At 56.5% G+C, this 22,667-nt stretch carries 19 protein-coding genes; 5 read left to right on the top strand and 14 right to left on the bottom strand.

Translation table 11 applies throughout. The features are described 5' to 3' along the window. Positions 1-26: 26 nt before the first annotated feature. Positions 27-1,034: a UDP-glucose 4-epimerase GalE gene (gene galE / locus CENROD_RS03770; RefSeq protein WP_022771774.1), complete on the bottom strand. Its 1,008-nt coding sequence runs from the start codon at positions 1,032-1,034 to the stop codon at positions 27-29. Between the two features lie 187 nt (positions 1,035-1,221). On the opposite strand from galE, the gene CENROD_RS03765 reads away from it, so the two are divergent. The 4 genes from CENROD_RS03765 to CENROD_RS12380 all read left to right on the top strand — a co-directional run bounded on the left by CENROD_RS03765 (position 1,222) and on the right by CENROD_RS12380 (position 10,721). Continuing rightward, entirely contained in the window at positions 1,222-3,327 is a 2,106-nt protein-coding gene (locus tag CENROD_RS03765; RefSeq protein ID WP_022771772.1) for a beta-propeller domain-containing protein, read from the top strand. A gap of 93 nt (positions 3,328-3,420) precedes the next feature. Next, positions 3,421-7,278: a DUF3683 domain-containing protein gene (locus CENROD_RS03760; RefSeq protein ID WP_022771770.1), complete on the top strand. Its 3,858-nt coding sequence runs from the start codon at positions 3,421-3,423 to the stop codon at positions 7,276-7,278. A 182-nt stretch (positions 7,279-7,460) separates the two neighbouring features. Continuing rightward, entirely contained in the window at positions 7,461-8,177 is a 717-nt protein-coding gene (locus CENROD_RS03755; RefSeq protein WP_187292330.1) for a substrate-binding periplasmic protein, read from the top strand. Positions 8,178-8,186: 9 nt separating this feature from the next. Continuing rightward, the gene (locus tag CENROD_RS12380) at positions 8,187-10,721 is read left to right on the top strand and encodes a GAF domain-containing hybrid sensor histidine kinase/response regulator (RefSeq protein WP_022771768.1); all 2,535 of its coding nucleotides are present in this window, start codon (positions 8,187-8,189) and stop codon (positions 10,719-10,721) included. Here CENROD_RS12380 and CENROD_RS03745 read toward each other — a convergent pair. From CENROD_RS03745 to dhiT, 6 genes are all read right to left on the bottom strand, one after another. After that, positions 10,713-11,102: a type II toxin-antitoxin system VapC family toxin gene (locus CENROD_RS03745; RefSeq protein WP_022771767.1), complete on the bottom strand. Its 390-nt coding sequence runs from the start codon at positions 11,100-11,102 to the stop codon at positions 10,713-10,715. The two genes, CENROD_RS12380 and CENROD_RS03745, sit on opposite strands and share 9 nt — an antisense overlap. Next, positions 11,099-11,323 (bottom strand): hypothetical protein, encoded by a 225-nt coding sequence (locus CENROD_RS13490; RefSeq protein ID WP_022771766.1) that lies wholly within the window; start codon positions 11,321-11,323, stop codon positions 11,099-11,101. The genes CENROD_RS03745 and CENROD_RS13490 overlap by 4 nt, the downstream gene beginning before the upstream one ends. Before the next feature lie 68 nt (positions 11,324-11,391). Next, positions 11,392-13,536 (bottom strand): CRISPR-associated ring nuclease, encoded by a 2,145-nt coding sequence (locus CENROD_RS03735; RefSeq protein WP_041193240.1) that lies wholly within the window; start codon positions 13,534-13,536, stop codon positions 11,392-11,394. Next, positions 13,529-14,731 carry a Card1-like endonuclease domain-containing protein gene (locus tag CENROD_RS03730; RefSeq protein WP_022771764.1) on the bottom strand — a complete coding sequence of 401 codons (1,203 nt, stop codon included), beginning with the start codon at positions 14,729-14,731 and terminating at the stop codon, positions 13,529-13,531. Before CENROD_RS03730 ends, CENROD_RS03735 begins: the two co-directional genes overlap by 8 nt. Before the next feature lie 257 nt (positions 14,732-14,988). Further along, positions 14,989-15,261 carry a DUF2442 domain-containing protein gene (locus CENROD_RS03725; RefSeq protein ID WP_022771763.1) on the bottom strand — a complete coding sequence of 91 codons (273 nt, stop codon included), beginning with the start codon at positions 15,259-15,261 and terminating at the stop codon, positions 14,989-14,991. A 10-nt stretch (positions 15,262-15,271) separates the two neighbouring features. Continuing rightward, positions 15,272-15,538 (bottom strand): type II toxin-antitoxin system toxin DhiT, encoded by a 267-nt coding sequence (gene dhiT / locus CENROD_RS03720; protein WP_041193238.1) that lies wholly within the window; start codon positions 15,536-15,538, stop codon positions 15,272-15,274. A 377-nt stretch (positions 15,539-15,915) separates the two neighbouring features. On the opposite strand from dhiT, the gene CENROD_RS13485 reads away from it, so the two are divergent. Next, entirely contained in the window at positions 15,916-16,068 is a 153-nt protein-coding gene (locus CENROD_RS13485) for a sigma-70 family RNA polymerase sigma factor (protein WP_022771760.1), read from the top strand. Between the two features lie 185 nt (positions 16,069-16,253). Here CENROD_RS13485 and CENROD_RS13840 read toward each other — a convergent pair whose 3' ends face one another. The 7 genes from CENROD_RS13840 to xseA form a co-directional block, all read right to left on the bottom strand. After that, positions 16,254-16,400 (bottom strand): hypothetical protein, encoded by a 147-nt coding sequence (locus CENROD_RS13840; RefSeq protein ID WP_187292329.1) that lies wholly within the window; start codon positions 16,398-16,400, stop codon positions 16,254-16,256. Further along, on the bottom strand, positions 16,393-17,601 hold the full coding sequence (locus CENROD_RS03710; protein ID WP_022771759.1) for a Card1-like endonuclease domain-containing protein: 1,209 nt from the start codon (positions 17,599-17,601) through the stop codon (positions 16,393-16,395). Before CENROD_RS03710 ends, CENROD_RS13840 begins: the two co-directional genes overlap by 8 nt. Positions 17,602-17,794: 193 nt before the next feature. Next, positions 17,795-18,457, bottom strand: coding sequence for a hypothetical protein (locus CENROD_RS13480; protein ID WP_022771758.1), 663 nt, complete (start codon positions 18,455-18,457; stop codon positions 17,795-17,797). Positions 18,458-18,511: 54 nt separating this feature from the next. Then, positions 18,512-19,594, bottom strand: coding sequence for a hypothetical protein (locus CENROD_RS03700; RefSeq protein ID WP_041193235.1), 1,083 nt, complete (start codon positions 19,592-19,594; stop codon positions 18,512-18,514). 353 nt (positions 19,595-19,947) lie between these two features. Next, positions 19,948-20,202: a hypothetical protein gene (locus CENROD_RS03695; protein WP_041193233.1), complete on the bottom strand. Its 255-nt coding sequence runs from the start codon at positions 20,200-20,202 to the stop codon at positions 19,948-19,950. Positions 20,203-20,441: 239 nt separating this feature from the next. Then, positions 20,442-20,777, bottom strand: coding sequence for an exodeoxyribonuclease VII small subunit (gene xseB / locus CENROD_RS13005; RefSeq protein WP_022771754.1), 336 nt, complete (start codon positions 20,775-20,777; stop codon positions 20,442-20,444). An 18-nt stretch (positions 20,778-20,795) separates the two neighbouring features. Continuing rightward, a complete protein-coding gene (gene xseA, locus CENROD_RS03685) occupies positions 20,796-22,523 on the bottom strand; it encodes an exodeoxyribonuclease VII large subunit (protein ID WP_022771753.1) in 1,728 nt (575 codons plus the stop codon). Between the last annotated feature and the right edge of the window lie 144 nt (positions 22,524-22,667).

The following is a 22,667-nucleotide window of genomic DNA, read 5'->3' as shown; positions in this document are numbered from 1 at the left end:
GTTCCCACTATGGGAATCTGCTAGGTTCACTCCAGCACCAGGCTGGCCTGGAACTTCCAGGCGCTGGCGCACATGTCTTGCAGGGTTCGCTGGGCTTTCCATCCCAGTGCTGCTTCGGCACGGGCAGCTTGGGCGTAACACGTGGCTATGTCGCCGGCGCGGCGGGGGGCAATGTGGTAAGGAATCGTCTTGCCACTGGCTTGTTCGAATGCGCGAACGACTTCGAGCACGCTGTAGCCTTGTCCGGTTCCCAGGTTATAGACGTGCAGGGACTGGTTCGTGCGCGCCAATGCTTGCAGCGCGGCCATGTGGCCTTCGGCCAGATCGACGACGTGGATGTAATCGCGCACTCCCGTGCCATCCGGGGTGGGGTAGTCGTTGCCGAAGACGCGCAAACATTCGAGCTTGCCAGCGGCGACGCGCGCGATGTAGGGAACGAGGTTGTTTGGGATGTCGTTGGGGTCTTCGCCGATCAGGCCACTGTCGTGCGCGCCGATCGGATTGAAGTAGCGCAGCAGGGCGATGCGCCAATGCGGGTCTGCGGCAGCCAGGTCAGCCAGCATTTCCTCGACGTGCAGTTTGCTGCGTCCATACGGGTTGGTACACCGCGTGGGGTGATCCTCGTCAATGGGCAGGTATTGCGGGTTGCCGTAGACAGTCGAGCTACTGCTGAAAACTAGCGTAAACACACGCGCATGGCGCATGGCTTTGAGCAGTGACAACGTTCCACCCACGTTGATGTCGTAGTACCGCAATGGCTGTTCGACAGATTCCCCCACTGCCTTGACACCGGCAAAGTGGATGACCGCGTCGATGTGGTGATCCATCAGTACCTTGTGGACTAGCTCTTGGTTGCGTACGTCGCCGTGGACGAACGCGATGTGGCTTCGTGTTAGCGCCTTGACGCGAGCCAAAACGCTGATGTCGCTATTGCTAAGGTTGTCCAGCAGCACGATCTGGTGCCCCGCCTGGGCCAATACCACCGCCGTGTGCGAGCCGATGTAGCCGGTTCCCCCGGTGAGCAGGATATTCATCACACGCTTTCCTCCAATGCATGCAGTGGGCAGGGATTGTGCTCCCCGGTATTACGGAGGAAATGGGCGCAGAGTGCAGCGCTCTGCGCTTGGCTATTGGGGCTATTGCGGGAATAGGGCCAGGTCGATAGACTGCCTAGGCTAAACGCATCATTTTTTTTACGAATACCGATGAGGGAGGTGTGCGATGACAGGCAGCAGAGGCCAATACTGGCAGGGCGCGTGGAGGGGCGTTGTGGTGGCATTCCTATGGATGCTCGCTGGGTGCGGCGGGGGGGATACGACCACCTTGGCCCCGGAGGATGACCCGTCACAGCACGGCGATGTCGTTGCCGCGCAAAACCCCTGGAGTCTGCGCCAAGCCACGGGCGATACCTTTACCACCCAGCTTCGCACGGCGCTGGGGCAGGATTCCGTGCAGTACCAGAACAAATACCTGGCGCTGGATGCCGTGGCCGAGGCCGCTCCCACCACCGCAGGGGCCGCAGCCTTTTCCGAGACGACGGTGCAGGAAATCGGCGTCGACGAGCTAGACGTCGTCAAGTCTGATGGAGTCGATGTCTACAGTCTGGATCCGGATTCCAGCGCGGGTACCACGCGCTCCCTATTGCGGCGCCATCGCTTCGATGCTGCGGCAGCAGATGCATCGTTGTTGAAGATCGACACGCTGACGTTGCCGTTCTCGAAGGATGTACGCGGGCTGGGCATCTACCTCGATACCGAGCGCAAGCAGCTCATTGCGCTTGCTGCGGGCGATGGGGGTGGGTACGACAGGTGGTTCACCCCGGCTGCATGGACGCAGGGCGGGACGGAACTGGCTTTCATCGATGTCAGCGACCCCACCACGATGCGCCTGCTTGGCGTGCAGCACATCTCCGCGCAGTGGGTGGGTTCACGGCGCGTCGGTTCCACGCTCTACCTCGTGCTTCGCAACACGGCGACGGTTCCGGGGCTGGATGCTTCCTGGCAGGAGTCGGTCAAGGCCGAGAACGAGGACGTGCTGCAAGCACTCGACCCCAAAGATGTGCTTCCGACGATCGCCATGGATGGCGGAACCCCCACCGCGCTCGTCGATCCCGAATCCTGCCTGGTACAGCCGGACAACGGCACCCCCAGCGCAGACATCGTCACCATCGCTGCCATCGATGTGGCGAATGCAGGTTCCCGGCACGCTGCACGCTGCTTTCTGGGTGGAACGGAAGCCTTCTATCTCTCCACACAAAGCATCTATTTGGCGACGACGCGAACCCCTTACGCTTTCAGCGGGCGCTTCATTGCGTATGCAGGAAAGACCAGTACGGACATCCACAAATTCGCGCTCGACGGCCTGCAAATCGCGTACCGGGGGTCGGGCAATGTTCCGGGGCACCTCGGTTTTGACCCCAACCGCAAGTCGTTCCGGTTAGGGGAGCATGAGGGTTCGCTGCGCGTCGTAACGCAGACCGAGCAAGTTTTCCGTGGCTGGGTAGGGTTGGCGATGGCGGATGCCACCACTGCTTCCGATGCTTCAACTACTGCCGATGCAGCCGATGCTGCCGAGGAGGAATCCCCTGGGCATCTGTCGATCCTGCAAGAGCGTTCCGGCAGCCTTGTCGTGGTCGGGGAACTACCCAACGCAGCGCGCCCCGCGCCATTGGGCAAGTCGGGCGAGCAGCTTTATGCCTCGCGTTTTCTGGGAATGCGCGGGTACCTCGTCACCTATAGGCTGACCGACCCCCTGTACGTGCTCGACCTCAGCGACCCCACCGATCCGTATATCGCTGGGGAATTGCATGTCGAGGGCTATTCGGACTACCTCTTCCCGCTGACCGACACCCTGCTCTTGGGTGTGGGCAAGGATGCCGTGGTGACGGAAAACCAAGATACCAGCGACGGCCGCTTTGCGTGGTACCAGGGGGTCAAGCTGTCACTCATCGACTTGCGTGACCCGGCCAACCCCAAGGAGGCCGCGCGCCACATCATTGGTCAGCGCGGAACCAATGCGACGGTGCTGCACGACCACCACGGCATTGCCCTGCTGCGCGTGGGGCAAACCGTTCGTGTGGCACTGCCCGTGCAAGTCCACGAGACTCCTTCGACGTGGGCCACAGGTGCGCCCAACGACTACTACGACTTCACCCGCAATGAGCTACATCGCTATGACATTGATCTGGCCAAGCCCGATTTGCAACCCAGGGTGCCCATGCAATCGGTCGTCGAGGGAATGCGGGATACCAGTTCGGATCGCGCCCAGCTCTGGAACGAACAAGTACATTACTACCAGAACGGGGATTGGTCTTCCCAACCCTGGTAGTCGTTCTGCTTCCATTGTTCTTGCCGGGCCCCGGGGGCCTGCGCCGCCTTGGCGACGCACCCGGTTTTGCCCGGCTTTTCTTTTTGCATCGTTATGTCGTCATCAGTGGCCCAAGGATGCGCGTATGCCGAATCGGCGCGTATTCGCGAGATTCCCTACAACTACACCTCGTTCTCTGACCACGAAATCGTCGTGCGTCTACTGGGGGCAAATGCATGGCACTGGCTCAACCGCTTGCGTACGGAGCGCCGCACCGGGCGCTCCGCACGCATGTTGTACGAGGTGCTCGGCGACATTTGGGTCGTCCAGCGCAACCCCTATTTGCAGGATGACCTGCTCGACAGCCCGAAGCGCCTGCAATGGCTGGTGCATGCGATGTACCACCGGCTCGGGGATATCGACAAGCGCCGCACCCCGGAACTTGACCCCGACAAGGATGCCATCGTCGGTCGGCTCCTGGATGCCGCGCACCACGCCGTCTGGGCTTTTGACGCCTTTTTTGACGACATTGCCACGCTGCGCCGCCGTACCTTGCGCGCCCTCTCGCGCATCACTGCGCGGGACAACATCCGGTTCGATGCGCTCTCCCGCGTCAGCCACGTGACCGACGCCACCGACTGGCGCGTCGAATATCCCTTCGTCGTCTTGATGCCGGATAGCGAAGAAGAGCTGGCCCGTCTGGTTGGCGCGTGCATTGAGCTGGGGCTGACGGTCATCCCCCGAGGGGGTGGAACGGGCTACACCGGCGGGGCCATCCCGTTGACGTGGAAGAGCGCCGTCCTCAACACCGAAAAGCTCGATACCGTTACCGAGGTCGAATTCGTTCGCCTTCCGGGGCTGGATCGGGATGTACCGACCGTCTGGACGCAGGCCGGGGTGGTGACGCAGCGCGTGGTGGATGCTGCGGAGCGTGCCGGGTACGTCTTTGCCGTGGACACGACCTCGGTCGAGGCCTCGTGCATCGGCGGCAACATCGCAATGAACGCCGGGGGCAAGAAGGCCGTGCTCTGGGGTACTGCGCTGGACAACCTGGCAAGCTGGCGCATGGTCACTCCCGATGCGCAGTGGCTAGAAGTCATTCGCTGGAACCACAACCTCGGCAAGATCCACGACGTGGATGAGGCGCGTTTCGAGCTGCGCCACTTTGCTGCGGACGGCAAAACCCTGCTGCGCACCGAGTTTCTCGACATCCCCGGCAGTGCATTCCGCAAGGAGGGGTTGGGCAAGGACGTCACCGACAAATTCCTCAGCGGGCTGCCCGGCATCCAGAAAGAAGGTTGCGATGGCCTCATCACCAGCGCACGCTGGGTGGTACACCAGATGCCTGCGCACATCCGCACCGTCTGCCTGGAATTCTTCGGCAACGCGAGAGAGGCCGTCCCCGCCATCGTCGAGATTCGCGATTTCTTCTTTGCCCAGGGCGCGGCGGGGGGGGCAGTTCTGGCGGGGCTGGAGCATCTCGACGACCGTTACTTGCGCGCCGTGGGCTATGCGATGAAGTCGCGCCGAACCGCCGCCAACGGGGTGCCGAAGATGGTGCTCTTTGCCGACGTTGCTGCGGAAGACCCCGACGTGGCTGCGCGTGCTGCGGACAGCGTGGTGCGCATCGCCAATGCACGGCATGGGGAGGGCTTCATCGCCGTTAGCCCCGAAGCGCGCAAAAAGTTCTGGCTCGACCGCAAGCGCACTGCGGCAATCAGCCGCCACACCAACGCCTTCAAGATCAACGAGGATGTGGTGATTCCCTTGCCGCGCATGGCGGAGTACACCGACGGGATCGATCGCATCAATATCGAGTTGAGTCTGCGCAACAAACTGGCCCTCTGCGATGCACTGGAGGCATTTTTTGCCTGCGGAACCTTGCCGATGGATCACGACGCCGAAGAAGTCCCCGCCGCAGAGCTGCTCGAAGACCGGGTTGCGCAAGCGCTGGCATTGATTGCCGAGGTGCGCACGCTGTGGGCAAGCTGGCTGCGCGACGTGGAAGCGCTGTTCGAGCCTTTGCAGGATCACAGCCTGCGCGCGAGCTGGAAGACCCAATTGCGCCAGCCCTTGCAACGCATTTTTGCGGGGGATGCCTTTGCCCCGATCCTGCGTGAATGCGCGCAAATCCACCGCAAGGTGCTCAAGGGCAGGGTGTGGGTGGCGCTGCACATGCACGCGGGGGATGGGAACGTCCATACCAACATTCCCGTCAATAGCGACGACTACGCCATGCTGCGCACCGCGCACGAGGCCGTGCGCCGCATCATGGAACTGGCACGCAGCCTCGGTGGCGTGATTTCCGGCGAGCATGGCATCGGCATCACCAAGCTGGAGTTTTTGCGCGACGAAGACCTGGAGCCTTTTGCCCGCTACAAGGCCCGCATTGACCCCCATGGGCATTTCAACCGGGGCAAGCTGCTGCGCGGCATGCCGGAAGCAGGCGTTCGTGCTGCGGATCTGCAAGACGCCTACACCCCCAGCTTTGGGCTGATGGGGCACGAATCGCTGCTCTTGCAGCAAAGCGACATCGGCCAAATCGCCGCTGCCGTCAAGGACTGCCTACGCTGCGGCAAGTGCAAGCCCGTGTGCTCCACGCACGTGCCCCGGGCCAATCTGCTGTACAGCCCGCGCAACAAAATCCTCGCGACCTCGTTGTTGGTGGAAGCCTTTTTGTACGAGGAACAGACGCGCCGGGGCGTGTCGATCCGCCACTGGCAGGAATTCGAAGACGTTGCCGACCACTGCACTGTCTGCCACAAATGCCTGCCCCCTTGCCCGGTCAAGATCGACTTTGGCGATGTGTCGATGGCCATGCGCAATTTGCTGCGCAAGATGGGCCAGAAAAGCACCCGTCCTGCCGGAAAGGCGGCAATGGCCTTGCTCAACGCCACCCAGCCCCAGACCATCAAGCTGTTGCGTTGGGTGACAGTGCATATGGCGATGCGCGCACAGCGGATGGCCGCGCAGGCGCTGCGGGTCGTCGCCCGCAGGCAAACCCGGCGCCCACCGGCGACGTTGGGGCCAGCGCCCGTCGTCGAGCAGATCATCCACTTCGTCAACAAAAAGATGCCCGCGCACCTGCCTCGCAGGACGATGCGCGCCTTGCTCGACATCGAAGACCGCGAGTACGTCCCCATCGTTCGCGACCCCCGTGCCACGACGACCGAGACCGAGGCGGTGTTTTATTTCCCCGGATGCGGGTCGGAGCGGCTATTCAGCCAGGTTGGGCTGGCGACGCTCGCGATGCTGTGGAAGGCGGGGGTGCAGACCGTGCTGCCGCCGGGGTACCTGTGTTGCGGCTACCCCCAGCGTGGGAACGGGCAGTTCGATTGCGCGGAAAAGCTGATCACGGACAACCGCGTGCTCTTCCACCGGGTGGCCAACACGCTTAACTACATGGACATCCGTACCGTCGTCGTCAGTTGCGGAACCTGCTACGACCAATTGCTGGACTACGCTTTCGGCGAAATTTTTCCCGGCTGCCGCATCGTCGACATCCACGAATACCTGCTCGAAAAAGGTTGGACTGCGCCGCAGCAAGGCGGGGCGTACCTGTTCCACGACCCCTGCCACAGCCCGATGAAATTGCGCCCGGCGATGGAAACGGTCACGGGGCTGCTGGGCAAGGGCGTGCTCGAATCTGACCGCTGCTGCGGCGAATCCGGCACACTGGCCGTGCATCGCCCGGACATTTCCACCCAGGTGCGATTCCGCAAGGAGGAGGAGCTTCGTTGTGGCGCCAACCAATTGCGCGCCGCGCAGGGTGATACCGACACGGTGCGCATCCTCACCAGTTGCCCGGCATGTCTGCAAGGGCTATCGCGCTTTCGCGAAGACCTCGACGACGGGGTGCTCGAAGCGGATTACCTCGTCGTGGAACTCGCACGGCAGCACTGGGGTACAGCGTGGATGGCGGACTTTGTCGCGCTGGTGAATGATGGGGGGGTAGAGCGCGTGTTGGTGTGATGGGGCGGCTGTGCATCATTCGGGCTACTTGCATGATTGCTACGTGGCAAGTACCATTCGCAACCCCCATGCGACGGTAGCCGGTAGCACAATTTCAACCTTTTTTCCCCCTACGCCAGAGTGCCGTTGGGGGTGATTTGCATCCAGGGAGGACGAACGATATGGTCCGGTTCTGTACGAAGATGTTTCGCATCCTGGCATGTATCGCGGGGCTGGCCATGGCCTTCACGCTGGCCCCCAGCGCTGCGATGGCGCAGCAATTCGCGTTCACGATCAGCACCAACAACACCCCGCTCGATAGCGCGGCGCTGGAAGCCCTCTCGAAGGAGGTGCTGCGCCGTATGGGCCGGGAGCTGGAGATCGTTCGCCTGCCTTCGGAGCGTTCGCTGGTCTCCGCCAACCTGGGTGAAGTAGATGGCGAGGGGCTGCGGATCGCGGGCCTCTCGCAGAAGTATCCCAACCTCGTGCAGATTCCGGAGAAGTACATCGCCATCCAGTTCGTGGCTTTTGCCCGGGACAAAACCATCGTGTTGGACAAGGGGTGGGACAGTTTGCGTCCCTACCGCGTGGCTTTCATCCACGGCTGGAAGATGTTTGAGGCCAACGCAATGGGGGCGAGAATCGTCAACAAGGTCGACGAACCCGAACAGATGCTCCGCATGCTCGAAAACGGGCGTATCGACCTAGCCTTGTACACCTTGGCCGATGGGCAGGCGCTGGTGCGCAAGATGGGGTTGACCGGGATCGTGCCCCTTTCCCCGCCATTGAGGGACGTGGATATGTATCTGTATTTGCACAAGAAGCACGAGCCTTTGGTCGCGCAGTGGACGCAGACCCTGCGGCAACTCAAGGCAGACGGCAGCTACGACCGCATCCTCTCGTCCGTGCAACGTCCCTGAGGAAGCAACGTGGCTAGGCGCGCCGACAGGGCGAAAAAGTTGGGGTTCCTCGGCATCCATAGCCGGATTACCCGCAAGCTGCTGCTGTGGTCGCTGTTTTTCGGCGGCCTGTTTGCTGTGCTGATCTCGATTGCCGAAGCCTATTCCGGCTACCGTGATCGGATTGCGGCCCTCGACAGGTACCTTGTTGCCTGCGGTGCGTTCGCTGTGCCACCCCTCGTCAAAAGCCTGTGGCAGTTCGATATCGAACAGGCGCGGCTGCAACTGACGAGCTTGCTCCATCTGCCGGACATCGCTACGGTGCGCCTGCAACCTGTGGAAGGCAAGGTGTTTGTCGTGGGCCGCGCAGTGTCCACAGACGAAGCACTGGTGCATACCTTTCCCTTAATGCATTCGGACGGAGGATGGCTGCATCCGTTGGGAACGCTGAGCCTGACCGTGGACTTGCGCGAGCACCGGCAACAGGCGTTGCGGCACGGGTTGACCCAGCTTGCCGGTAATACGGCGGTGATCCTGCTCGTCGTACTCGTCAGCGGGGCGATCTACCACGCTTATGTTCGTCGGCGCATGTTGGTGCTGGCGGATGAGCTGTGCGACATCACCCCACAAGACCTGCGCAAGGCACCTGCGATGCCCACGCCCACGCGCCCAGCGACGCTGCACGACGAGTTCGACGATTTGGTCGCATCGCTGCATACCTTGAAGGTCACGGGGGGGCAGGCGTTGATCGATGCCGATGTCAGCAGCGCCGCATTGCAGCGCGCCAACAGCGCCTACCGTGCGCTGAGCCTGACGAGCCAAGCCATCGTCCATGCGCAAGGGTTGGCGCAATTGCTCGACGAGGCGTGCCGCATCGTCCACCAAGACGGTAGGTATGCGCTGGTGTGGATTGGCCAGGCGATGGACGACGAACGCAAGACGGTGCTGCCAGTGGCCGCTGCGGGGGACGAGCACAGCTATCTCGACGTGGTAGACATACGCTGGGACGAGAGCGAGCGGGGGCGCGGGCCTACAGGGCGCGCCATTCGGGAACGCCAGCCAGTGTGTATGCAGACCATTGCCGCAGACCCCCACTATGCCCCTTGGATGGAGGTAGCGATACGGCGGGGCTATGTTTCTGCGGCTGCGTTCCCCATTCCCGCCAGTCATGGGGTCGATGGGATATTCGGGGCGATGATGGTGTACGTGTCGCAAGCCCACGGGTTTTTGGACGAGGAGCTATCGTTGCTGGAGCAATTGGCCGCCAACGTCGGGGTAGGGGTGGACAAATTGCGCGCCGAAGAAGACCGGGCGCGCACCTCCCGCCAGTTGCAGGAAGCCAAGCACGCTGCGGAAGAAGCCAACCAGGCCAAGACCCGCTTCCTTGCGACGATGAGCCACGAGATTCGCACCCCGATGAACGGCATCCTGGGGATGGCGCAGATGCTCATGCTCCCCGAAGTGCTTCCCGAAGAACGAGCGGACTACGCACGCATCATCTTGCACTCGGGCAAGGCGCTGCTGAATATCCTCAATGACATCCTGGACCTAGCCAAGGTGGAAGCGGGCCGGTTCCGCCTTGAACACCAGCCTGTCGACCCCTTGGATGTCATGCAGGAAGTGCGGGATTGGTTTGCCGAGGCTGCGAAAGCGAAACATGTGCAGCTTCAGGTGGGTTGGGATGGCACTGCTGTGCAATCCGGGCGGCGCTACGTGGGAGATGCCCACCGCTTGCGTCAGATGCTTTCCAACTTCGTCAGCAACGCGATCAAGTTCACGCAGCACGGTACGGTGCGGGTGCAGGCGCGGGAAGTCTTGCGGGAAGGCGATAAGGCGGTGCTGGAGTTTTCCGTCACCGATACCGGAGTGGGGATTCCCGAGGAGAAGCAGTCGCTGCTGTTCCAGCCTTTTTCTCAGGTGGACAGCTCCCCCACCCGGCAGTACGAAGGCACGGGGCTGGGGTTGTCGATCGTTCGTGGCTTTGCCAAGCTGATGGAGGGCAGCGTCGGCGTGGAAAGCACCGTGGGGCAGGGGTCGCGGTTCTGGTTCCGGGTCTGCCTGCCGTGGGAGCAGGGCGATATTGCTCCCGCCAGGGAAGGGAATGCGGCGCAGCGTGCTGCCGCGCAGGCCGTGCTGTCTGGAACGATTCTTGTTGTCGAAGACAACCCCACCAACCAGAAGGTCATCGCCGTGCTGTTGCAGTCATTGGGGTTGCAGGCAGAGCTTGCGGAAAACGGCGCAGAGGCCGTAGAGCGGATCCGGCGATCCCAAGCTGTGCCCGATGTGACCTTGCCGGATTTGGTGCTGATGGACGTGCAAATGCCGATCATGGACGGCTGCACCGCAACCCAGACCATCCGCGCCTGGGAAGAGGATGCAGGCCGGGGGCATCTCCCCATCGTCGCGCTGACGGCAGGCGCTTTTGACGAAGACCGCCAGCGTTGTATGGATTCCGGGATGGACGATTTCCTCACCAAACCGGTGGGGTTGGAAGCACTGAGCCAAGCCCTGTCACGCTGGTTGCGGCGTGATGATCTGTCTACAGCATCGCACCCATCACAATAGCCGACCCTGCAACTCGTGATATAGCGTAAATTTTCCATCCGCAGAAATCAAGAATGCATCATGTGCCAGGGCAGTGGCGATGATGAGTCGATCCTGTGGGTCACGATGATGTTCGGGCAGTTGCACCGCTATACGGGAAATCTCCGGAGTGATCGCCATCAAACCAATGCCAGAGCCAGACAACGCCTTGTCAAACCAGCGCTCTAAAGGCTCGGAAATTTCGATGCGGTCGTGTTGCACCAGCCAGGCGACCTCAAAACAGGAAATTGCCGAGACACCCACCTCGTTCTCCTGATAAATCCGATCACACCAAATGTTTTTCAGGTTTTGGTGATCCTTCCCGATCCACCATAACCAAATATGGGTATCCAGAATAATCATCGTGACAAATCCCAATCCTGTTCCGGGGCTGAAGTCAAGATATCACTGTGAATCTTGACCTGTCCTGCGATATCGGGGTGAGGCTGGCGCTGTATCGGCTCTGGTTCATTCTCTTCCAGTGTCAGGACGATAACTTCCACCCGATGGTGATGGAAGCTTTCCGGAAGCGGAATGACAAGAGGCCCATTGTCGACACGGCTCAACACGCGCTGCACTTGCATTTCTGCTCTCCTTTCAGGTTTTGTCAATCGAATTAGAGCCTATTCGAGTAGGGGATCGCACCCGGCAGTCAGCCCAGTGTCCCCGCCCACTCAAAAATCTGCGCATCCATCCGTTTGAGCAGCACTTCGCGTTCCGCGCTGGGCAAAAAGGCGTGGACGAAGGCTTGGCGGGTCAGAGCCAGCGCTTCCCATACGGTCAAGCCTTGGGGGGTCATCCGGCTTGCGGCCAGGTATTCCTCGGGTAGGGAAGTGCGGGAAATCGCAGGGTTGTCCGTACACAAGGCCACGGGCAGGCCGGCCTGGATGAATTCCCGCAAGGGGTAGTCGGGTTGGCCGGCGGTGGCAGGGTGATCGGGGTCGCGGTACCCCACCACTTCGCGGTTGGAGCTGGGGCACAGTTCCAGGCAGATGCTGCGGTCGCGGAACCGCGCCATCAGCGCGGGGTTGTGCGTCAACGTCAGCCCGTGGCCGATGCGGTCGGCGTGCAAGTGGTAGGCGGCCTGCCAGATGTTGTCGGCGGGTTCGCCTTCCCCAGCGTGGATCGTCACCGGCAGGCACTCCGCAAAAGCGGGCTGAAAGGCTGGGGCCAGGGCTTCCGGGCAGCGCGTACCTTCGTCCCCCGCCAAATCCAGCCCCAGCAGAAAGTGCCCCAGTTCCCGGTGGGCCTGCACGGCCTGCTGCACCACCTGGGCATGGTCGCTGTGGCGGCGGTTCAGAATCCAAACGAACCCCACCCGGGGCCAGGCCGTCGCGGCAGGGTCGGCAACGGGCCGAACGCGGGCACCGGCCCGTTCCAGGGCCGTACACAAATCGCGCAGAAACCCGGTGGGGTCTTGCGGGCGGTAGCGCTGCGGGGTGCCGCGCAATTCCAGGTACGCCAACCCTTCCCTACGCGCCTGTTCCACGATGGATTGCGCATACGGCGCCAGCGCGGCAGGGTGCGCCAACAGGGCGGAACCGCTGAGTTCCCCCGGCCGCTCATACGCCGCAAAGCCCTGGGAGGATGCGCGCAGGGCAACGCGGGGTTCCGTCACGGCGTACAGGTTGTGCTGCAACTGCGCGGGGCTGGCGTGCAACAACAAGGTGGCGGATAGGGCAGGGCGGTCGCGCCCATGCGCTTCCAGCGACTGGGGCCAATTCCACGGCCACTCTGCTGCGGAAAGCCACGGCGCAACGCGATGGAGGAAGCGGGTGCGGTCTGTTTCGGAATACGTCGCCAGAATGGCCTGCGCCACCACCCGTTGCGCATCCATGCCCAGGCACCCGCCCAAATGCCGGTGCAAATCCGCCTTGGGTAGGGCATGTAGCGCAGGCAAATGCGCTGCGGTCAACACCGTACTGCGGAGCATCTGAATCTGCGCAGGCGGCAGACGGTACAGACTGCGCCAGTTTTCGTGGTGCTCGGATTCCGCCAGATGCGCCAGAAAGTTGCCCATCAACCGGCTGCTTTCGTGCAGGCGGCGCTGCAATTCATCCTGCAACAAGGGGCCGGTTTGCGGCAACGGCCAAGCGCATTCCGCGCCCGAATCCGGCAGGGGAACGGAAAAACTCCGGTCGTCCACCCGCAGCCCGTCGATCTCGATATCGAGCAGCTCATTGCGGGTGCCCGTTCCTGCAACCAGGGGGGTGATCGCCGCAGCCAGCTCCGGCGGCAAAGGGTGTTGGAACAGGTTGATTTGCGCTTGCCGTTCGGCCTCGGTTCTGGCCATCAACGCAGCGGGCATCGGTTCCGGCCCCACCACATGCAGCCATGCGTGCGCGCCGAACAGCGAACCCGCCGTCTGCAAATCCGCGCTCATCGTCTTGCGCCCACCGGCTAGGGAAAGCAGCAATTGCCCCTGCCTGCCGCATTGATGGCTGGCAAGCAGGGTGACGCGGAACGTCAATTCACGAATGTGGTCGCACTCGCGCTGGGTGGCCAATTGGTCGGTGCCCTGCGCACACCAAATCCGCAAAGGGCAAGGCCGCCCCAGCCCTTCCCACCAGGCGCGCAGGCGATCCAAACTGGCCAGGGTTTGCGCGCCCTGCGTGGTGCAGATCCATAGCTCGGATGGCGCAGCCAGCCCGTAGCGCGAACGAATGGCATCCAAAGACTGTTTGGCCGGATGCTGGGCGTACAAATCCAACATCGCAGGGGCCAGCCACCCGAACACTTCGGGAATGACGGCCCAGCTTGCGCAGAGGGCGCAAAGCAGGATGTTCCGATCAGGCATGGGTTCCCTTTCCCTCCCTCCCTTTCGAGAACCATTTCCGCTCCAGCACATTGCGCAGGTCGCGCAGTTCCCTGCCGCGAACAATCAGGATATTGGATTCTTCGGCACGGCTACGGTGCGCGGGGTGGTCGGCCAGATGGCCGCGCAGATCGACGATCATCGTTTGGGTGCGCAAGCCGCCCAGCTCTTGCAGCGTTTCCAGCTTGTAGAGCACCGTTGCGGCTTTGTCGTCTTGGCCGCCTGGGTCTTTGGCGTAGCTGGCCGTTTTGCATTCGATCAAATGCAAGGTGTTGTGGTACAGGCAGGCCACATCGATTTCGTTGCGGGTCAACGGCTTGCCCGTGCGGCGGGAGCGCTGGTCGAATTCCAGCTCGACCCCCGTCACCACATCGCTGATCGAAGCGTATTTGCCTTGCAGGTCTTTCAGTGTCTGGTAGACGTGCTTTTCCAGCCATTCGCCTTGCACAAAGCGGCGGGCTTCCTCGTCGGCAAAGGTCAGCTTGTCTCCATCCAGCCGCAACATTTGCGCGTCTTCCAACAAGAACAGCAACGCCTGCAATGCTTGCAATGCTTTGGGGTCGATCTGGGTGGCAAGCCCGGGCTTGTCTTCGGCAGACTGCGCAAGGTGGTTGAGCGTGCTAAATGCCTCCGCATCGGTGTACGCATGGTCCACCAGCCTGGCTGTGACATCGCGCTGGGCCGCAGTAATTTGGATGTGCCGAATGGGGCTGACGGTATGGCCATGCACTTCGAGCATCTCGCGCACCGTCAGCTTGCTGACCAAAGGCTGCCAGCGTGCGCTTTGGCCGATAACGATCACCTCGTCGGTTTGGACGTTGACATAGAACACCGGCTTGCCTTCGGATCGAAAGGCTTCCTGCGCGGCAACGGCCATCAGCTTGGTACCGCCGGTGACGTTCAGCGCAACGTCCTCGCCCTCGCAACCTGCCAGAAAGTCCAAAAAGTTGTCAGACAACGCCGCGTAGTCGTAGGCATCGGGCAAATCGCGCATGGCAATTTCGATCCCGTGGCACCGGGGGCGGAGTACCTTGGCCAGCGCCTCAGCGCGGTCGACCATCTCTTTGCTACAGGCCAGCACTACTTTGCGGGGCTGCCATGCGGGGTCGAGAACCGGAAGCAGATTCGGGGTGGGTTGGGCCGAAACCAGGCACAGATGGGTGGCGTATTGGGGCATGGGGACATCTCCTTGGAAAAAAGAAAAAACGACGATAGACGGTTCGATTGATCCGTCATTCCCGCGAAAGCGGGAATCCAGTCCAATGCCGCAATTTGGCGCGATCTGGCATTTCTGCCCAGCGTGAAGAATCCATTGCTTACAGCTTCCGCTGGTTCACTGGTATCCCTGCATTCTTAGAGCCTTGTATCTTCTTGAATCATGAATACGAGGCTCTTACTCCGGCCCCGCACGGTGGGTGGTGTGGTAGGCGACGGTTAGCAGCCGTTGCCTACCCGATTAGACGCTGTTGATTCCACAGGGGTCATTCCAGACAGCAGGGTTTCCGGGGCGATGTCCTGTTCGTTTGGCCAAGTTACTGCACCAAACAGAATGCCTACCCGATTGAAATAATGCACGTCCCGAAGCTCTCGAAATACACCATGGTCGAGAAAGGGTTTCAAGTCGAAAATACCCTTACGGCCGTCCTCAATTTCGAAATAAATACGGAAGTCCGGCAGCGGTTTAACGGTTTTAACATCCCAATACATGGCGGGTTCCTCAAAGTGGTTCGATTTTGTAGGGATTCTCTCCACTGACGGCGAGTTCCCAGTTTGCCATTAGTTCGTCACGATGAAGTTCTATCCAAGCCTGTACCAGACGCAACTGCTTGCGGGGCAATTCACCTGCAAGAATTTCACCGTCGCCAAGGCCAATTGATGCCTCGAATTCAGCGTATCTGGCATGAATGTGAGGCAGGTTGTGGTGCTGGTTGTCGATCAAGTACAGGCGGATGATGATGCCGTAGAACATAGAAATGATTGGCACGTTGTATTCCTCGTGATATAGCTAATGTTGTCAGTTTACCTGCTCAAGATGTGTGGCGAGTGGCTGCGGGTGCGATGCAAAGTCATGTGGTACCGCTGGGAGCGAGGGCATCTTGCCCTCGAAATACCCGAGGGCGAGACACCCCTCGCTCCCAGCCCACCCCGTAGCCCGGATGGAGTGAAGCGGAATCCGGGGTGTACGCTCGCCGGTGCAGCCTCGCTGAGTATTCCGGTCCAGCGTAACCGGTGATTCCGGCGAACGTGACCGATACGAGCGGTCATGGCAGTCGGCACGGCGGTATAGGCCGACGGAGCGGTGTTGCGCACAACGAAGCCTACGGGTCAGGTAGCTTCGAGCATTTTTGCAAGGAGCTACCGATGCCTGCTTTACGGATCACTATGCGCAAACTCAAAGATGCCTTGCGTCTCCAATTCGAAGGTGGAAAGTCCCACCAACAAATTGCCCATGCTCTAGGCATTTCCAAAGGGGCAGTCACCAAATACGTGGGGTTGGCAGGGGCCTATGAATGAAGAAATTCCAAACCAGAAAGGGAGATTGAGCCGAAAAAACAGCTCGGCATCAACGCAAAACGCGCAACACTGACTATCCGGTGACGTTCGCCGGAATCGCCGGTCACGTTGCCGGAATACGCATTTCAGTGCTGCTACGCCCCATCGTGCGAAGTAACGCAATGCGGGCTTGGCAAGGGTGGGCTTCATCCATATTTGGGGCATGTCTTGGACACATTGGCCGGATGCTGGGCGTACAAATCCAACATCGCAGGGGCCAGCCACCCGAACACTTCGGGAATGACGGCCCAGCTTGCGCAGAGGGTGCAAAGCAGGATGTTCCGATCAGGCATGGGTTCCCTTTCCCTCCCCCCCTTTCGAGAACCATTTCCGCTCCAGCACATTGCGCAGGTCGTGCAATTCCCTGCCGTGAACAATCAGGATATTGGATTCTTCGGCGCGGTTGCGGTTCGCGTCCTGGTCGGCCAGATGGCCGCGCAGGTCGACGATCATCGTTTTGGTGCGCAAGCCGCCCAGCTTTTGCAGCGATTCCAGCTTGTAGAGCACCGTTGCGGCTTTGTCGTCCTGGTCGCCTGGCTCTTTGGCGTAGTTGGCCGTTTTGCATTCAATCAAATGCAAGGTGTTGTGGTACAGGCAGGCCACATCGATTTCGTTGCGGGTCAATGGCTTGCCCGTGCGGCGGGAGCGCTGGTCGAATTCCAGCTCGACCCCCGTCACCACATCGCTGATCGAAGCGTATTTGCCTTGCAGGCCTTGCAGCGTCTGGTAGACGTGCTTTTCCAGCCATTCGCCTTGCACAAAGCGGCGGGCTTCTTCGTCGGCAAAGGTCAGCTTGTCTCCATCCAGCCGCAACATTTGCGCGTCTTCCAACAAAAACAGCAATGCTTGCAACGCTTTCCATTTTGAATTCTTCTTGTCAATCTGCGTGGTAAGCCCCGGCTTGCCTTCGGCGAGCTGTGCAAGGTAATTGAGCGTTCCAAAAGCCTCCGCAGCACTTTGAAGATGGTCCAGCAGCCTGGCCGTTACATCGCGCTGCGGCGCGGTGACTTGGATTTGCCGAATGGGGCTGACTGTGTGGCCATGCACTTCGAGCATCTCGCGCACCGTCAGCTTGCTGACCAAAGGCTGCCAGCGTGCGCTTTGGCCGATAACGATCACCTCGTCGGTTTGGACGTTGACATAGAACACCGGTTTGCCTTCGGAACGAAAGACTTCCTGCGCGGCAACGGCCATCAGCTTGGTACCGCCGGTGACGTTCAGCGCAACGTCCTCGCCCTCGCAACCTGCCAGAAAGTCCAAAAAGTTGTCAGACAACGCCGCGTAGTCGTAGGCATCGGGCAAATCGCGCATGGCAATTTCTATCCCGTGGCACCGGGGGCGTAGCACCTTGGCCAGCGCCTCAGCGCGGTCGACCATCTGTTTGCTACGGGCCAGCACCACTTTGCGGGGCTGCCATGTAGGGTCGAGAACCGGCAACAGGTTTGGGGTGGCTTGGTCGGAAACCAGGCACAGATGGGTGGCGTATTTCGGCATAAAAAACCTTCAGTATGTGAAAAAGGTTGCTGACGTACGGCGCGTTGGTATTGCAAACGCGAACCGACCTTATGCATTGTCCATCTAATCAATGACTTTTTGTGTGGCCTCCTTGGATTTGATGTATTGGCTATCGTTCTAGGGTTGGGGTAGCGTCGGGCGTTTATACAGCCTGTATTGCAAAAAAATAACGCTACTCAAATTCCGTGTTGAGATACTTCGTGGGGTTCCTTGCCAATTTGTGCAATCTAGGTAAATCGTCCACTTCTTCTTTTGTCAATAATCCATGCTCAATCGCAAAAGTCGCCACTTCCTTAGAGTCTAGCCATAATACATGAATCTCATCGTGCGGTTGAGATTCAGATGCCAGAACAGTCGGAATCTCAGTCAGAGGAATAAAATCAGGAATAATATCTGTTTCAATACCTAATATATCAGCCATCATGACATTGATGCAAACACCGGAAACATTTTGCCATGCATGTTGCGCAATAAATAACGATTTTTTGATCTGGGCGATACCGTCTTTGCCTGTGGTCGTGGTTTCTCTATGTTTGATTTCTATAAATAATCTAGGTGTTTGATCTGGCGCATAAACATAGTCTAATTCACGATAGTGTATCCTGTATCGACCATATTTATTTCTATTATTCCATTGAAGAATGCGATTTGGGCATTCTTCGAGATGGAGTTTGATGATCGATCGAATAATATTCTCCAATTTGTATAATTGAAGATGGTATTCGTGCGCAAAAGGGCAGGGTATTCGTTTTGGGTCAGAAATAAAATTATTATCTTTCAGCCATTTTCTGTAGTGTTTATCATTGGGGCACACCAAACAAATCTCTCTGAACATATCTTTAAGGCGTGATTGCTTGCGTTACAATATGTATTATGTATTTTTTGAGAATTATTTAGGCATAACCAATCCGTATGATTGATCACGCATTATTTGAGGCGGTTGTTCTAATACATGTTCCAGTGAACTTTCTAGAATATCAGTACCCAATCTTGTTAATTGCTCTTGGTTTCTAATAGGTATAGCTTTTTCATGTGTGCCGAGCCAAGTTAAAGATTGGCTTAAAGCCCACTGATTGTTGCCCACGGCATTAGATTCTATGGCAAGACGGCTTTGGATACGGTTTTTCGATGCATTGGATAAAGACAATCTCCTCATCAACTCGTCAAAGGTGCTTCTGTGAAGTAAAGAATTTTGGGATAATTCTATTCTTTCTTCAATATGTTTTTGATTGATAATTCCGACTTGAACGGTTTGGGTAATGAAGTCATGCAAATCAATATCTTTGGTGTGCTTCCAAATAGATTCATTGGATTCAATTGCAGTAAGACCATTTGTGCAAATGAGGATTGTTCTTTCCCAATTTACTTTGTATGATTCGTAGCCATTATTTTTTGCATATACCAATCCATAGCTGTATGAAGTCTGATAATCTGGATTATTGAAGTCAAAGGTTTCTATTACCCTATTGTAACGATCAAATTTCATTCCATTGCTGATAGGGGTCAAATAAGTAGATTTCTTGATTTTGGACAAAAACTGTTCGCGAAAATCAATCTGATTCACATTGACAAAATTTGGAGAGACAATTCCGTATATTTTGTTATTTCCAATTCTGTCTTTTTCGTAACGAATGGTTAGATCGAAACGATCAAAAACCGATTCCAGTTCTTGCTCTAGAGCAATACAGTTGCTAGAAAATTTTTCCGACCAATTTTTGCTTATTTTCTGATAATCCAGGCTATACCCCCATGCTCTGCTGCCAATTTGATGTATCAATTGGCGGCACACAGCACCCAGCAAAACAATGTTGTTGTAAGTAATTTGTATCAATGATCCATTGTTTAATAATTTTATCCTGACTGGTAACTCAACGTGCAGTTGATGCAGTTTCTTTTCGCGTTCAACTAGCAAATGGAGAGGGGCCTCCTCTTTGCCAGAAAAAGACCTGTGTGCATTGATTGAATTTTTCATTACAGTGTTCATTTTTCTTGAAAAAGTTATTTGTGGAGACGATACTTGGTTGAGATGGTAACGCAATAAACTATATGCTTTTCAATCTGCGCAATGTAGGTTAAAAATTTTTCTTAACAGGCATGGACCATTAGCCGCAATGTTATTCCCAACCGGGTTGGATGGTGAGAAATTATGCACGTGCCTACATATAGCGCATTGGTCTGGATACTTTCGATGTTCTCGATTGGCTTTGCATGATGGTGCGCGACTGATGGTGTGCTTGCTGCATCGGAAATTGGGTATTGCGTTGGCATGGGTGCATTGTTGGGCCAATTTCGGAAAAAGTCTTCCATGGCAAGCTTGCGGTGTTGTTACAGGGTGTCATCCGACTTTCCGTTGCCTTCTTCCACCATCGTTGCCTCAACCGCAATCGTGTCAGCACTCAATCCCAATTGATAACGGTAGGGGCAGGTTCCGCCGTCCGCGATCAGATAGGCATTGGCTGCAGGACCCAATTTGTTCTTGAGGATTTTGTGCAGCTTTGAGTTGTGGATGCCGAAGTACTCACCGTCCATGCCTTTGCGCGCTGCGCGCCGGTGGCGGTGGTCAGAGTCGTAGGATTTCATGGGGAGCAGTGTCGGCGCGGTTTTGTGGGTTGGGGGAATTGGCAAGCTTGCCGGTGTGTGTGCCATGCAGTAGTTGGCACGGTAGTAATCAGGGTATTTCTTGTGATTGATTGGTAAGAATGTGGTAAGAATATGTTTGTCTATTCAAAAATTCTTAACCCCTTTGAAGGTAGGGTATGTCTTCAGGTTCAAATAATATATTCGTAATGTGCTGCGAAAGCAGTTTTATAGCCTTAGAACTAAAATGGTACATCTTTATCGTAGGAATAATCTGTTTCTTCGTCTATATCGTCTTCGTCTATATCGTCATCAATTTTTTCGTCCTGCTTGGGTGGCGAAGAATGCTGGGCAACCTGTTCTCCCTTGGGTGCTTCACTTGTTGGTGTGTCTGCATCATGCAAAGCTTTTTCCAAAGCTTTTTCAACAGCGTTGATCCGTTCCTGGCAAATTTTGTATGCTGCAACAGATTCAGTGACGATCTGCAACAAGTCGTCGATATTCGGTTCATGCTGTTTGCGCAAGGTATCTGCATTAGTTTTTAGTGTTTTATATGCTGCTTTGAATGTCGCGTTCATAATATAAAATCCTTATAATTATTGGTCAATATTTGCTGAAACGTTTGCATCAATAAATTGAATTTCGATTGTAGATCCAGTCACAGTCTGTGCCGCCCGGGTTATTGGTTTGCCTTCCTGATTACGAATAATTGCAAATCCACGTTTCAGCGTTTTTTCTGGCCCTTGGCCAACTATTTCCCGCATCAATGCCTTGCTGTCATTTTTTGCAGATTGCACGATTTGTTTTGCCGAAGTACCAATTATTTCCATGGAATCTTTTGTGACGTTTCTGGCAATGGCAGCTTCGATACGTGCGTTGTCCAGCACGGTAGTAGCCATCATAAAAGTCGAAGCCGATGCTGCTTTCAGGCTATGGTTGGCATCATTGACGATTTGATTCCAGAGGGTAGGCACAGATTGTTTTGCTTGCTGTACATGGACTTTTGCTTCTGTTTTTATAAACTGCAGGGCACCAGCAGAAAGATCTGAAGCAATACGGATTTCATTCAATGCATTCAGTTTCATTTCGTTGATCAACGCCAAAGTAGTTTTACGACCTTGGGTAAGTTGCTGCATTGCATTTCTACGGACTTCAGTATCCAAGAGTGTCGTATTTAACTTTGATTCTTGTATGTATCTTATTCCAGTATTGATAAGTTGTTCAAATATGATTTTTGCATCCGAGGTTCTTTGTTTAATAGTCTGTTCGATGCCTGCAATAACTTTAGAAGGAGTATCGTACTTACAGTTTGCTACTTCATCCAGCACTGTACTGTCACGTTCATGGCCAATCCCTGTCAAAGCTGGTACTGGCAAATCGCAAATATATCTAGCCAAGTCATAGTCATTGAGCCATGCGATGTCGTTGACCGGGCCACCGCCACGAATAATTACAACAGCATCGGGCAATGTGTTATTTTGACTAATATAAATCGACATTGCCTTTTGCAATTTATCACAAATTTCTCTGGCAGCACCTTCGCCTTGAAACCGGCTATAAATATAGTCAAAATGGCAAATACCGAATTGTTCGAGTCGTTCTGCTTCTGCTTGGAAGTCGCCCAAACCTGCGCCACCAGCAGGAGCAATAACCAAGACTACATTGAAATCCCATGGATAAGGAAGTTGCTTATTTGCAGTAAAAACACCCTCTGTTTTCAGGCGTTCACGGATTTTCCTCTTTTTGGCTGCTAGTTCACCTAGCGTATATTCTGAGTCAATATTATCAATAGTGATAGTAAAGCCATAGCGTTGATGATATATTGGCCGTCCGCGAACCAGAATCTTCATTCCAGGTGCAAACTGGATTCCCGTGTCGCTCTGAAATTTTGGCAGGATTGTTTGTGCAGTACGTTGCCAGATTACAGCTTGGGACTTGGCTAATACACCACCGTTGTGGTCCCGTTCCGAAACACCAAGATAAATGTGACCACTGACTGTATACAACTCTTCCACTTCCACCATGACCCACACGCCAGTTTGGTAAGCACGTGAAACGATTGTAGAAACTCCTCCCAATAATGCAGAAAGAGATATACCCCGCGTGGCAGGGGCTGCCAGCTCACTATGATCCCGATTCTCTACTGCATTATTTTGTATTGTTGCTTTGGTCGCAACCCCATCTTTGGGTAGCCATTGCGAAAATGGAGCCAGTTCACGGCCTTCAGGTACATACCATGATCTTTGCACACTGTCCCATTTTGCGCCAAGCGCTTTGGCGGCATCTTTTTCTGAATACGTAACAATCAAATAAGTATTTGCCATAATGGATAGCAGAATATTGACTATTGTTTGTTGGTTTGGATGTGATAGGGTATGTTGATCAAATATTTATTGTTGGGGCGCTGTTTCAGAACCCATCTTTCAGTAAATGCTATGAATTTGCGCTTTGACCAAACTTGTAATTTA

Source organism: Candidatus Symbiobacter mobilis CR, assembly GCF_000477435.1.
In the GTDB taxonomy this organism is placed as follows: Bacteria; Pseudomonadota; Gammaproteobacteria; order Burkholderiales; family Burkholderiaceae_C; genus Rhodoferax; species Rhodoferax mobilis.
Note: the sequence above shows the minus strand (reverse complement) of the source record. Positions and strands in the feature narration are given on the sequence as shown.

Excerpts from the sequence above, each read along its gene's own strand:
- galE (WP_022771774.1), bottom strand. The coding sequence starts at position 1,034 with ATGAATATCCTGCTCACCGGGGGAACCGGCTACATCGGCTCGCACACG.
- CENROD_RS03735 (WP_041193240.1), bottom strand. The coding sequence starts at position 13,536 with ATGCCTGATCGGAACATCCTGCTTTGCGCCCTCTGCGCAAGCTGGGCC.
- CENROD_RS03725 (WP_022771763.1), bottom strand. The coding sequence starts at position 15,261 with ATGTATTGGGATGTTAAAACCGTTAAACCGCTGCCGGACTTCCGTATT.
- CENROD_RS03730 (WP_022771764.1), bottom strand. The coding sequence starts at position 14,731 with ATGCCCCAATACGCCACCCATCTGTGCCTGGTTTCGGCCCAACCCACC.
- CENROD_RS03695 (WP_041193233.1), bottom strand. The coding sequence starts at position 20,202 with ATGAAATCCTACGACTCTGACCACCGCCACCGGCGCGCAGCGCGCAAA.
- CENROD_RS13840 (WP_187292329.1), bottom strand. The coding sequence starts at position 16,400 with ATGCCTGATCGGAACATCCTGCTTTGCACCCTCTGCGCAAGCTGGGCC.
- CENROD_RS03745 (WP_022771767.1), bottom strand. The coding sequence starts at position 11,102 with ATGATTATTCTGGATACCCATATTTGGTTATGGTGGATCGGGAAGGAT.
- CENROD_RS13490 (WP_022771766.1), bottom strand. The coding sequence starts at position 11,323 with ATGCAAGTGCAGCGCGTGTTGAGCCGTGTCGACAATGGGCCTCTTGTC.
- CENROD_RS03700 (WP_041193235.1), bottom strand. The coding sequence starts at position 19,594 with ATGAAAAATTCAATCAATGCACACAGGTCTTTTTCTGGCAAAGAGGAG.
- xseB (WP_022771754.1), bottom strand. The coding sequence starts at position 20,777 with ATGAACGCGACATTCAAAGCAGCATATAAAACACTAAAAACTAATGCA.
- CENROD_RS03755 (WP_187292330.1), top strand. The coding sequence starts at position 7,461 with ATGTTTCGCATCCTGGCATGTATCGCGGGGCTGGCCATGGCCTTCACG.
- CENROD_RS03765 (WP_022771772.1), top strand. The coding sequence starts at position 1,222 with ATGACAGGCAGCAGAGGCCAATACTGGCAGGGCGCGTGGAGGGGCGTT.
- CENROD_RS03760 (WP_022771770.1), top strand. The coding sequence starts at position 3,421 with ATGTCGTCATCAGTGGCCCAAGGATGCGCGTATGCCGAATCGGCGCGT.
- CENROD_RS13485 (WP_022771760.1), top strand. The coding sequence starts at position 15,916 with ATGCCTGCTTTACGGATCACTATGCGCAAACTCAAAGATGCCTTGCGT.
- CENROD_RS03710 (WP_022771759.1), bottom strand. The coding sequence starts at position 17,601 with ATGCCGAAATACGCCACCCATCTGTGCCTGGTTTCCGACCAAGCCACC.
- xseA (WP_022771753.1), bottom strand. The coding sequence starts at position 22,523 with ATGGCAAATACTTATTTGATTGTTACGTATTCAGAAAAAGATGCCGCC.
- CENROD_RS13480 (WP_022771758.1), bottom strand. The coding sequence starts at position 18,457 with ATGTTCAGAGAGATTTGTTTGGTGTGCCCCAATGATAAACACTACAGA.